We start from the raw sequence: 12,053 nt of genomic DNA, 5'->3' as shown, positions 1-12,053 counted from the left end.
ACGCCACTGTCTTCGGTGAAGTCGTTGGCGGTAACGGTGATGGTCGGTGCGTCATTAACCGGGGTAATGTTTAGCGTAACGGTTTCGGTGTCTGACTTGGCGCCACCTAGGCCGGTGTTGCCAAGGTCGTTGGTGGTCACGGTCAATGTCACTGTGCCGTTTGCGTCTTGGGCGGTGGTATATGTGACATTGCTGCTGGCGATAAAGGCGTTGATATCGCTGATGCTGCCGGTCAGCACTAGGCTGGACGGGCTGCCCGTTACTGTGACGCCATTTGCGCTGGTGGCGCTCAGGCTGCCGGTAGGTACGCTGAGGGTTACGCTTACTGGCGCATTGCCGGCGTCGACGTCAGCAATGCTGATGCCGGTGATGGCGCTGGTCACATCTTCAGTGACGTTGATTGAGCCAGGTACTGTGTTGACCGGCGCGTCGTTTCCGGGGCGCACATTGATGGTCATGTTGTGCGTTACGCTGTCGGTGCCGCCATTGGCGGTACCGTCGCCATCGACAACCGTGATGCTGACATTGCGCGGCGTGCTATCGGGGGCTTGCGAGCTATTGCCGTAGGCAACTCGTTGCAGTAATGCGTCAACGGCGGCTGGTGTCGCTTTATCGTTGAGGCTGATGACTAGCGGTGCGCTACCGGTGCCACCGCTAATGGTGCCAATCGACTCGCTGCCGCTACCGGCGTTGTAGCGCACGTCAGTGCCGATTACGCGAATTTGACCAACGCCATTGCCTTGGTTTTGCACGATCAGAATGTCTTGGTCGGCCACCGCATTGCTGATGCTGACGGTCAGTGAGCCCCCGTCGAAGTTGCTCGAATCGATATCTGTAAGCACCACGGTGCCATCGAGGAGGGTGTATCTGATTCCGGCATTCTGATTTTCGTTGTAGTTAAAGCTGCTGCGCATACCCGTCAGGCTTGGGGCGTCGTTGGTTCCGGTGATGGTCAGCGTAAGGTTTTGTGGAGTAGTCCCGCCGTTGCTGTCAATAATGTCGTAGGTGACGGTGATTTCACGGGGTTCGCCCGCTGCCAGGCTTTGGAAACTGGCATCGGCAGGATCGACGACCAGACTATTACCATTCAGGGTCAGACCATTGGTCAGGCCTTGAACATTGCTGACGCTGAGTACGTCGCCGCTGTCGACATCGCTGGCACCGGCCAGCAGGTCAACGTTGAAATTGGCGCCATCTTCGTTGGCAGTGGCGGTGAGGAGGGCATCGACGGTAGGCGCATCGTTAATCGGCGTGATGTTGAGCGTCAGCGTATCGCTGTCGGACAGGGCGCCGCCCAGGCCGGTGTTGCCGAGGTCGTTGGTGGTCACGGTCAATGTCACCGCGCCATTGGCGTCTTGGGCGGTGGTGTAGTTGACGTTGCTGTTGGCGATAAAGGCGTTGATAGCGCCGACGGTACCGCTCAGTACTAGGCTGTTGGAGCCTGCGCCGCTGACGGTAACGCCGGAGCCATTAATGGCGTTCAGGCTACCGCTGCCACTGGCTACGCTGAGGGTAACGCTGACCGGGCTGCCGTTGGCGTCGACGTCAGCAATACTGATGCCGGTGATGGCGCTAGCCACGTCTTCGGTGACGTCGATGGATGCCGGTACTGTGTTGACGGGGGCGTCGTTCACCGGGTTGACGGTGATGGCCACGCTGTCGACGTCGGTCAGCTCACCATCTGTGGTGGTTACGGTGAGCGTGTCAGCGCCGTTGTAATCTGCCTCTGGTGTATAGCGCAGGCTGTTGAGGGCGATATTGATAAGAATTTTGTTGCCGCTCAGGGTGAGACTACCGCTGCCATTACCGCTAACGGTGACGCCGAAGGACGAGCCTAGGGTCAGTACGCCGTGTTCGACACTGAGGGTGGTGCTGAGGTTGTTGTCATCGACATCGCTGATGCTGATGCGCTGGCCGCCATTGAAGCGCAGCGAGCCATCTTCATTAACACTGCGTGCGCCGGGCACATCGTTGACCGGTGCGTCGTTAATGGCATTGATTTCAATGTTCAGGGTGGATGAGTCGGTCAACGAACCGTCGCTGAGTGTATAGCTGAACTGCGGCACCGGGCCGTTGTAGTTGGGGCGCGGTGTGAAGGTGAAGTCGCCATTGCTGGCGATGGTCAGACTGCCCACAAACGGAATGGTGACAGTGCTGCCGGCGGCGAAAGTGAAGGGCAGGCCGGTGATGCTGAACTGGGTGACACTCAGTTCACTGTGCGGGTTATCGACGTCGGTATCGTTAGCCAGTACGTTGCCAATGGCCTGATTGTCTTCGTCAATGGTGATGCTATCGGCGACGCCAATCGGTGCATCGTTGATCGGGTTGACGCCGATGGTGACGGTGCCGGTGGCGACACTGTTGGCCTCGCCCTGGCCGTCATTGACCGAGTAGGTGAAGGAGCCAACGGCGTCGGTGCCGTTGTAATCTTCCGGGGCGTTATAGATCAGACCGGTCAGTTCGACTGCGGTCAGAGTGTCGCCATTGCTGATGGGGGAGCCATCGGACTTGGTGACGGCGCCGAGGGTAGGTAGGCCGGTGACGGTGATGGTCAGGCTGTCGTTATCGATATCGCTCGGTGCCGTCAGACCCAGCGGGGTTCCGGTGCTTTCTTCATCTACGGTGATATTGCCACTGGCGACGACCGGTGCATCGTTGACTGGTGTCACCGTGCCACTGACAGTTGCAGTGCTGCTCAGAACTCCATCGGTGACTGTATAGGTAAAGTTGGCGGGGCCATTGTAGTTGGTGTCCGGAGTGAATATCAGCAGGCCATTGCTCAGGGTCACGGTACCATTGCCGACGATGGCAGAACCGCCTTCGGCGATGGCCTGGCCATTGATCTCGGAAATTCTCAGGTTCTCACCATCAAGGTCGCTGTCATTGGCTAGTACATCGATGCTGATGGTGCCGTCTTCATTGAGCGTGAACCGGTCATCTTGAGCAGTTGGGGCACGGTTTGGTTGCAACGTGGCAGCATCGGCATCGCCGCCCAAACCAAACAGTTCATCCTGCTCGTTACCCCCGATTCCGAGGCCGGAAGTCGCAAAGCCAATTGTTGGGTCCACCCTCCCGCCCACGGTATCCAGCATCACGAAACTATGACCACCACCAGCGCCGCCTCCAGCGCCGCCTCCAGCGCTCGGGCCGGCGGCAGTTGCTTCGAGTTCGACGGTCGGGTCGAAGCCAGCGGCCAGGGCCTGTTCGAGGTCTGTGTTTTTGTTGGTGTCCGAATCCGCAGTTTCTTTATCTGCGCTGCCGCCCTGCCAAGTGCTGTTTGCGCCGACCTGGGTTATCTCGCCAGTGGCTAGCTGCAGCGTGGCGCTTCCGCCGGCCTCGGTGATGAGCTGTTCGCCCGCAAGTAGCTGTTCTCCTTCGAAGACTTGACGCTTGAATCCATCTGCCGAAACGGCAAAGACCTGGCCAACGATGTTCTTGATGATGGCGGCGATGAGGCTCATGCGTGAAGCTCCTGATGCTGTGCGCTAGGTACCGTGCGCGTGCATGAAAAAAGAAAGCTTGGTAACAGCTGGGCAGCTTATGATAGTTATTTGGCGCCATTAATTTGGCTTTATTCCTGATTGGAATTGATCATATGCCAAACTATTGACCGTGTGGCACCGATCATAAACAATTGCTGCCACTGATGTCACTTTGATATCGATAAGTTTAATTTGTGAACTGCGTCTCCTTGATGCGGCGGCTTTATCGGCATTGCAATCGGGTGCTCATGGGCTGCACGCGCGCTGCCTATAAGCCTTGCCCAATACGAAGAAGGATCTGATTCGCCATGCGTTTTCCATTGGTCACCTTGCCGCTCATCTTTACTTTGTCGATCTCTGCTCATGCGCAAACGCTGGATGAGGCAATTCGTAGTGCGCTGGAATATCACCCGGAAATTCAGGCCGGTGTGAATGCTCGTCTGTCCGTTGATGAACAGATGAAGGCAGCTGAAGGAGGATACTTGCCGCAGGTCGACCTTCTTGCGGGTTATGGTCGTGAAGGTACTGATAGTCCGGGTGTGCGTGCCGGGTTCGACCATGGCTATGAAACGCTGACGCGTGGCGAGTCCAGCGTGCGCCTGCAGCAAATGCTATTTGATGGTTTTGCCACCAGCAGTGAAGTGGCCCGACAGCGCGCCACAGTCAATGCGCGTGCCTATGAGCTGCTCGGTACTTCTGAGCGTACCGCTCTGGATGTGGTGCAGGCCTACATCAATGTGCTCAGTCGCCAAGAACTAGTACGTTTAGCGCAGGAAAACCTGCTTAGCCACGAGCGTATCTACGATCAGATCAGTCTGCGCAGCGAGCATGGTGTAGGGCGTACCGCTGATCTTGATCAGGCCGAGGCCCGTCTGGCGCAGGCTCGCAATAACCTGATCACTGAGCAGACCAATCTCGCAGATGCACGCGTCAACTATTTCAGCATTGTCGGGGCTGACCCGGTCGATCTGAGTATGCCCAGTGGCCTCGAAGGGCAGTTGCCAGCGGATCTGCAAGCGGCACGTATGGAGATGCTGGCTAATAACCCTTTTCTACGTTCGGCTGAGGCTGACGTGAAGGCTACTGAAGAGCAGTATGAGGCAGCCAAATCTACTTTCTACCCGCGCTTCGATGCCGAGCTATCGCACGGTGCGGATAACAATATTGATGGCGTTCCTGGCCATGTGAAAGAGTGGCAGGCGATGGTGCGTATGCGCTACAACCTGTTTGCCGGTGGTAGTAACAAGGCTGATTTGCAATCCAAGGCGCACCTTACCAATCAGGCCATGGATGTTCGTAATAATGCATTGCGCGTTTTGAGCGAAGATCTTGGCCTGGCTTGGAATGCCCTTGACAATGCGCGACAGCAACTGCCGATAGCGCAACAGTACGTTGATTACACTACTCGCGTGCGCGAGTCCTATCAGAAGCAGTTCACGCTGGGCGAGCGTACGCTGCTCGACCTGTTGGATAGCGAGAACGAGTTGTTCACTGCGTCTCGCCGTCTTGAAGAGGTTCGCTCGCTCGAACTGTTTACGCAGTATCGGATCAAGGCCACCATGGGCTCGCTGCTCAAAAGCCAGGGTGTAGTTGCGCCGATGGCGTCCGTACCTCTGGATGAGGTTCAGACGAGAGCGACACTGCCCAGTCTGAATTAAATGCCTGCCTTCTTGCTCTGGATGAATGAGGAAGTCGGTGCCGTTAAACGTTTCCTAGCCGCTATTGCGTGCTTTGAGTCCGCTTCCCTCCAGCGCAAGAGTGACCCCGCGTGGTAGTAGAGAACACTCCGCAACAGCCTCATAGCGATCCTCGAGATCGCTACGATGACCCTTTGTTGGACAGCTTGCTGTCGCTTTGTTTGCTGCACCAAAAGTCTGTCAGTCGAGCTATGCTGACCGCCGGCCTGCCTCTGCCAGAACAGCGATTGAGCGCGGACCTGCTGCCTCGGGCGGCAGCTCGCGCCGGGTTGCAGGGGCGCTGGTTACGACGAGAGTTAGAGCAGATTCCGGCGATTGCCTTGCCGGCGCTGCTGCTGTTGCGTAGTGGCCGCAGTGCGTTGCTACTGGGCTGGGATGAGCAAAAACGTGCCCGGGTCATGCCTTGCGAGAGCGAGGGTGGCGAGGTGTTGGTTAGTCTCGAGGCCTTGAAGGAGGACTACAGCGGCCAGGTGTTCTTTGCCCAGCCACAGCACAAGTTCGACCTGAGCCACGGAGAGCTGATTCCGCGGACGAAATCATGGTTCCGTGACACCTTGAAGCGTTCGCGCTGGCTTTATATCGATGCTGTCGCCGCCAGTCTGCTGATCAACCTGATCGGGCTGGTTACGCCACTGTTCGTGATGAACGTCTACGACCGTGTTGTGCCTAACCAGGCCGCCGCGACACTCTGGGTGCTGGCGATCGGTGTTACCGGTGCTTTTCTCTTCGATCTGCTACTGAAAACCTTGCGCAGCCTGTGCCTGGATCTGGCCGGTAAGAAGACCGATCTGATCATCTCGGCGACCTTGTTCGAGCGCATTGCCGGCATGGCCATGAAGCACCGCCCGGCACGAGTCGGCAGCTTTGCGCAAAACATCCACGAGTTTCAGTCGCTGCGCGACTTCCTCGCCTCGTTGACGATGACCACGGTCATCGACTTGCCGTTCACCGTGCTGATTCTGGCTGTGATTGCCATGCTTGGTGGTCATCTTGTCTGGGTGCCACTGCTGGCGTTCCCCATTGCTGCGCTGATTACATGGAGCCTGCAACGGCCGATGGCCGAGACGATGGAACGGACCATGGCGCTGGCTGCCGAGCGCCAATCGAGCCTGATCGAAACGCTGGCGGGGCTGGATGCGGTAAAGGTCAATAACGCCGAAAGTGAGCGTCAGTACCTGTGGGAGCAGACCATCGGTACGTTGAGTCGCCTGGAGTTGCGTGTGCGCATGCTGTCGAACCTGGCGATGAACTCGACGATCTTGCTGCAGCAGATGGCGGGCGTGGCCGTCATAGTAATCGGCGTCTATCAGATCATTGACGGCAACCTGAGCATGGGTGGGCTGATTGCCTGCTACATGCTCAGTGGCCGTGCCCTTGGTCCGCTGACCCAGATGTCTGGTTTGCTGACGCGCTACCAGCAAGCTCGAGTCACCATGGGCTCGGTCAATTACATGATGGATTTGCCCCAGGAGCGCCAGCCTGACGAGCGCCCGCTCAAGCGCCAGGCACTACAGGGTGCAATCGAGTTTCGTCAGCTGGACTTCCACTATCCGGATCAACAGCAGGCGGCCCTGAAGAATATCAATCTGGTGGTTCGTCCAGGCGAGAAAATCGGCATCATCGGCCGCAGTGGTTCGGGCAAGAGCTCCCTGGCAAAGTTGATCGTTGGCCTGCATCAAGCCGATGCCGGCAGTCTGTTGGTAGATGGCATTGACGTGCGGCAGCTGGATGTGGGCGATCTGCGCCACAACATTGGCTATGTGCCACAGGATATCCAGCTGTTTTCAGGGACTCTGCGCGACAACCTGGTGACGGGGGCGCGCTACGTCGAGGATGAACTGGTTCTGCAAGCCTCGGAACTGGCTGGTGTGCATGAGTTCGCTCGGCTCCACCCCAAAGGCTATGAATTGCAGGTGGGTGAGCGTGGGCAGAACCTGTCCGGCGGACAGCGGCAAAATGTGGCGCTGGCACGTGCGCTATTGCTAGACCCTCCCATTTTGCTGCTGGACGAGCCGACCAGCGCTATGGATAACCCTGGCGAGGAGCGCCTCAAGCAGCGTTTGAGCGCTGTGATAGGCAACAAGACGCTGCTGCTCGTTACCCATCGTTCTTCGATGCTGTCGCTGGTCGACCGGCTTATCATCGTCGACCGTGGGGAGGTCGTCGCCGACGGCCCGAAAGGTGCCGTCATGGAAGCGCTGAAGAAGGGACAGATCAGTGTCGGTTAGTAGCCTGAGAAGCGCGCTAGGTGCTTATTTCGGAAAGCGTGCCGGGAAGGGCGATGAGCCTATGCCGGAAGTGAGCAAGGCGCTGATCGAGGATGCCCCGCGGGTCATTCGCTTGACGATTTGGGGGTTGATCGGTTTCGTTGCGTTCTGTCTTTTGTGGGCCCACTTTGCCGAAGTCGATGAAGTGACTCGCGGTGATGGCAAGGCAATTCCCTCATCAAAGCTGCAGAAAATCCAGAACCTGGAAGGCGGTATCGTCGCCGAGTTGTTTGTTCGCGAGGGGCAGGTCGTCGAGGTAGGTGATCCTCTGGTGCGTCTCGATGACACTCGATTTGCCTCCAATGTCGGCGAAACCGAGGCGGATAGGCTTTCCCTGCTGATGCGTGTGGAACGGCTTGGCGCCGAAGTCGAGGAGCGCGAGTTGGTGGCTCCGGAGGAAGTGCTTGAAAAGGCTCCCGGCCTGGCCGAGAGCGAGCGCGCCTTGTTTCTCAGTCGCCAGCAGCAGCTCGAGAATGAAATCGCCGGTCTCGAGGAGCAGCTGGTGCAACGACAGCAAGAGCTGCGCGAGTTCATCTCGAAGCAGGCACAGTTCCGCAACAGTCTCAATCTACTGCGCCAAGAGATTCAGATGTCCGAACCTCTGGTTGCCGAAGGCGCCATCTCTCGCGTGGAGGTGTTGCGCCTCAAGCGCACAGAGGTAGAAAGCCGGGGCCAGCTGGAGGCCACGACCTTGGCCATCCCACGTGCCGAGTCGGCCATCAAGGAAGTGGAGCGCAAGATTGATGAAACCCGTGGCCGCTTCCGCAGTGAGGCCCTTACGGAGCTCAATGAGGCTCGCACCGAACTGAACAAGATTCGGTCGACCGGTAAAGCGCTTGAGGATCGCGTCAACCGCACGTTGGTCACTTCACCGGTGCGCGGTATCGTCAAGCAGTTGCTGGTGAACACGATTGGTGGCGTTATTCAGCCCGGCAGTGACTTGGTAGAGATCGTGCCGTTGGACGACACGCTGTTGGTGGAGGCGCGCATTCGTCCACAGGACATCGCCTTCCTGCATCCTGGGCAGAAAGCGGTTATCAAGTTCACGGCGTACGACTACACCGTATACGGCGGTTTGCAAGGTGAGCTGGAGCAAATTGGTGCCGATACCATCACCGACGAAGAAGGCAACAGCTTCTACCTGATCCAGCTGCGCACCGAGAAAAGCCATTTGGGGACCGATGAACATCCACTGCTGATCATTCCCGGGATGGTTGCCTCGGTAGATATCATCACAGGCAAGAAGAGCATCCTGAGCTACCTGCTCAAGCCTATTATTCGCGCCCGTGCTGAGGCACTGCGCGAGCGCTAGTCTCCGCCGATGGCGGTCAGTAGCACGTGCTCCATTTCTGCCACCCAGCTCTGCAGGCGCGGCTCGTCGAGTTGGGCCAGGGCAGCGTAGCGGCGGCCACCCCAGACCATCAAGAGCAGTGCCTCGATGCGGGCCGGGGAGGGGGGCTGAGGTAGGTCGTGGCAGCGCGCGAACACCTGCTGCCATTTACTCAACAGTTCCTGGTAGGCGCGCAAGTGCTGGCGTTGATCGGCCACTTGGATTTCCAGCTGGGCCACTTCGAAGGTGAACAGCTGGTAGATCGATTCCTGCGGCCCGCAACTCAGCCACAGCAGACGTGAAACCCGCGAACGCCAGTCCAGCTCAGGTGCGATCACCTGTTCGTCGATGTGCTGCAGCAGCTGCTCGATGCAGTGGCGCACATAGCCGGAAAACAGCGCCTGCTTGCTGGGGAAATATTCATACAGCGTGCCCACGGCGAAACCGGCCTCCAGCGCCACCGCACGGGTGGTAACGGCGGCCCAGCCGTCGCGTTGCCAAATCCGAACAAAGGCCTGGTAGATGGCCTCCACGGTGAATACCGCGCGGGCCTGGCGGGGGCGCTTGAGCGGCTTGCTTCTGGGCTTTGACGCCTCTTCGGGCGTTGCCTTGGTGTTTCCGAACCCCTTCTTATCCATTGCCCTCTACTCTGTCGTTTCTTATTTGTTCGCCACTGCCAGAGGACTCGCAAATGCCCCAATCCGTCAAGCTTACCCGCCTGCTTACACGCAAGGGCGCTCTCGACCAGAGCCGCATCGACAGCCTCGACTTCGACCTGACCCCGGCGCCTGGCGAAGTCATCCTCAAGCCTGACCATTTCTCCCTGACCACCAACAACATCACCTACGCCGCCTTCGGCGATTCGATGCGCTACTGGGATTTCTACCCGACCGGCGAGGCCGACTGGGGGCACATGCCGGTATGGGGCTTCGCCGATGTGGTGGCTTCGGCGGTGGAGGGCATCGAGGTGGGGGCGCGCTACTACGGCTACTACCCCATCGCCAGCTACGCCCGGATCAAGGCCGGCGTCACCCCGCGCGGTTTCCGCGCCCTCGATGAACACCGTGCCGAATTGCCGACACCCTACAATCAATACCCGCTGTGCTCGGCTGACCCCTACTACAGCCCGGAATACGAAGACCTGCAGGCGCTGCTCAAACCGCTGTATCTGACCTCGGCCATGCTTGCCGATTTCCTGATCGACAACCAGTTCTTCGGCGCCAAGCGCCTGGTGTTCTCCAGCGCATCGAGCAAAACCGCGTACTGCACGCTGTTTTGCCTGGAAGGGCACGATATCGAGTGCATCGGCCTGACCTCGCGCGGCAACATTCCCTTCGTCGAGCAGCTGGGTTGCTACAGCAGTGCCCTGGCCTACCAGGATCTGGAACGGCTCGATGCCAGCGTGCCGACCGTCTACGTCGACTTCTCCAGCGACCTGACGCTGCGCGACCGGGTGCACGCCCACTTCGCCGACCAGCTGACCTACAGCTGCGTGGCCGGCTCGGCGCAGAACACCGAAGAGGCCGAATACAAGGCTGCCAGCGGACCGGAGCCGAAGATGTTCTTCGCCCCAATCCAGATGCGCAAACGCAACGTCGACTGGGGCTCGGGCGGTGTCTCGCGTTACGTCGGCGAGGGCATGGTGAAGTTCTTCCAGCGCATCGAGGCCAGCGGCAATCAATTAGTTGAAGTGGTGCACAACGAAGGCTACGAAGCCGCCGCCGAAATCATCTCAGGCCTGGTGCACGGCCGCCTGTCGCCGCAGCAAGGGCAGATCGTACGTCTGCGCAGCTGATGGCCGGCCAGCGGCGAGTTTCAGGGTCATTCCTGGGGTGAAATCTGATCTCGCCGGGCGCCAATGCCGCCGTCCACCTGGCCGAGGACGTGTGGGTGAGATTGGCGTGGAGTCGCCCGAGGAGCGGCTCCACGCCTGAAGGGCTGGCGGTGCAATGCCGCCAGCTTGTGTTTGCGGCCATCCTTTCAGCGCTTACGGCTTATCCGGCCGCTGCCGCGCTGGCTTGATATGTCAGATCGTTGGCGCCTTTAGTCAAGTATTGGGCTATCGGGCATTCCACCATCCTGGCACCCATCTAGCGCCCGGAGAGGGCGTTTGCCATCCATAGAACAAGAGGTGCCTCATGAAAGCCGTCGTCATGCGTGACAGTCAGCTGCTGGTTGATTCGATTGCCGATCCGGTACCGGCGCAGGGTGAGGTGCTGGTCAAGACCCTGGCCTGCGGTATCTGCGGCTCGGACCTGCACATGTTCCATCACTGCGAGCTGGTGCTGAGCAACTTCAAGCGCGGCAACCTGCCGATCGAGTTCGATACCCAGCAGGATGTGGTGTTTGGCCACGAGTTCTGCGGCGAGGTCCTCGACCATGGACCGGGTAGCGACAAGGCGCTCAAGGTAGGGACCAAGGTCTGCTCGCTGCCGTTCGTGATCCGCGATAACCAGTTCCATCACATTGGCTACTCCAACCAGTACCCAGGTGGCTATGGCGAGCAGATGGTGCTGGCCGAGCAGATGCTGATGCCGGTGCCGGGCGACCTGCCGGCCGATATCGCCGCCCTGACCGAGCCGCTGACCGTGGCTGCGCATGCCGTCAGTCGTGCTCAGCTGGTCGGCGGCGAGGTGCCTGTGGTGGTGGGGTGCGGTCCGATTGGCCTGGCGGTCATCGCCATCCTCAAATCGCAGGGCGTCGGCCCGATCGTGGCGTCGGATTTCTCGCCCAAGCGCCGTGCCCTGGCCGAGAAGATGGGCGCCGACGTGGTGGTCAACCCGGCCGAGCAGTCACCTTACCAGTCCTGGCTGCAGGTGGCGGCGCCGCAAGGCTACGACATCAACGGTCCGATGGCTCTGCTCGGTCTGGGGCCGCAGCCCAAGCCCTGCGTGGTGTTTGAGTGCGTCGGTGTCCCCGGCCTGATCCAGCAGGTCATCCAGAGTGCACCTCCGCGCTCGCGTTTGGTGGTGGTGGGCGTGTGCATGGAAAGCGACAAGATCGAACCTGTGGTGGCGATCGGCAAGGAAGCGAACGTGCACTTCTCCTTCGGTTACACCGCCGAAGAGTTCCACCAGACCCTGTATGCGCTGGCGGACGGCAAGCTGGACGGTGCGCCACTGATTACCGGCAAGGTGGATATGGCGGGCGTGAAGGGTGCCTTCGACACCCTGGCTAAGCCGGACGAGCACGCGAAGATCATGATCACCTTCGAGTGAGTGGGGGATAAAAGGCAGGGCACTGAATCCCTGCCTTTTCACGTAAGAAATAGAGAAGT

Annotated in this window: 7 protein-coding genes; 5 read left to right on the top strand and 2 right to left on the bottom strand. The window is 59.2% G+C overall.

Going from position 1 to position 12,053, the window contains the following annotated elements:
* Window positions 1–3,461: retention module-containing protein (locus tag P7A97_RS15200; RefSeq protein ID WP_277690818.1), on the bottom strand; the 3,461-nt coding region annotated here is incomplete at its 3' end.
* 329 nt (window positions 3,462–3,790) lie between these two features.
* Here P7A97_RS15200 and P7A97_RS15195 point away from each other — a divergent pair.
* The 3 genes from P7A97_RS15195 (at window position 3,791) to P7A97_RS15185 (ending at window position 8,758) form a co-directional block, all read left to right on the top strand.
* Window positions 3,791–5,140 (top strand): TolC family outer membrane protein, encoded by a 1,350-nt coding sequence (locus P7A97_RS15195; RefSeq protein ID WP_277690817.1) that lies wholly within the window; start codon window positions 3,791–3,793, stop codon window positions 5,138–5,140.
* A 110-nt stretch (window positions 5,141–5,250) separates the two neighbouring features.
* Window positions 5,251–7,407: a type I secretion system permease/ATPase gene (locus tag P7A97_RS15190; protein WP_277690816.1), complete on the top strand. Its 2,157-nt coding sequence runs from the start codon at window positions 5,251–5,253 to the stop codon at window positions 7,405–7,407.
* A gap of 61 nt (window positions 7,408–7,468) precedes the next feature.
* The gene (locus tag P7A97_RS15185; protein WP_277690824.1) at window positions 7,469–8,758 is read left to right on the top strand and encodes an HlyD family type I secretion periplasmic adaptor subunit; all 1,290 of its coding nucleotides are present in this window, start codon (window positions 7,469–7,471) and stop codon (window positions 8,756–8,758) included.
* Here the strand turns inward: P7A97_RS15185 and P7A97_RS15180 are convergent.
* The gene (locus P7A97_RS15180) at window positions 8,755–9,414 is read right to left on the bottom strand and encodes a TetR/AcrR family transcriptional regulator (RefSeq protein WP_277690815.1); all 660 of its coding nucleotides are present in this window, start codon (window positions 9,412–9,414) and stop codon (window positions 8,755–8,757) included. The genes P7A97_RS15185 and P7A97_RS15180 overlap by 4 nt on opposite strands.
* Window positions 9,415–9,467: 53 nt before the next feature.
* Between P7A97_RS15180 and P7A97_RS15175 the strand changes: the two genes are divergently transcribed.
* Entirely contained in the window at window positions 9,468–10,571 is a 1,104-nt protein-coding gene (locus P7A97_RS15175) for a DUF2855 family protein (RefSeq protein ID WP_277690814.1), read from the top strand.
* A gap of 343 nt (window positions 10,572–10,914) precedes the next feature.
* Window positions 10,915–11,994 carry a zinc-binding dehydrogenase gene (locus P7A97_RS15170; protein WP_277690813.1) on the top strand — a complete coding sequence of 360 codons (1,080 nt, stop codon included), beginning with the start codon at window positions 10,915–10,917 and terminating at the stop codon, window positions 11,992–11,994.
* Window positions 11,995–12,053 lie beyond the last annotated feature (59 nt).

The organism is Pseudomonas sp. GOM6, from assembly GCF_029537485.1.
GTDB lineage: Bacteria > Pseudomonadota > Gammaproteobacteria > Pseudomonadales > Pseudomonadaceae > Aquipseudomonas.
This window is presented reverse-complemented; position numbering and strand designations above follow the sequence as displayed.

What these genes read in the sequence shown, in the direction of transcription:
- P7A97_RS15170 (WP_277690813.1), top strand. Translation starts at nt 10,915, where the DNA reads ATGAAAGCCGTCGTCATGCGTGACAGTCAGCTGCTGGTTGATTCGATT.
- P7A97_RS15185 (WP_277690824.1), top strand. Translation starts at nt 7,469, where the DNA reads ATGCCGGAAGTGAGCAAGGCGCTGATCGAGGATGCCCCGCGGGTCATT.
- P7A97_RS15195 (WP_277690817.1), top strand. Translation starts at nt 3,791, where the DNA reads ATGCGTTTTCCATTGGTCACCTTGCCGCTCATCTTTACTTTGTCGATC.
- P7A97_RS15175 (WP_277690814.1), top strand. Translation starts at nt 9,468, where the DNA reads ATGCCCCAATCCGTCAAGCTTACCCGCCTGCTTACACGCAAGGGCGCT.
- P7A97_RS15180 (WP_277690815.1), bottom strand. Translation starts at nt 9,414, where the DNA reads ATGGATAAGAAGGGGTTCGGAAACACCAAGGCAACGCCCGAAGAGGCG.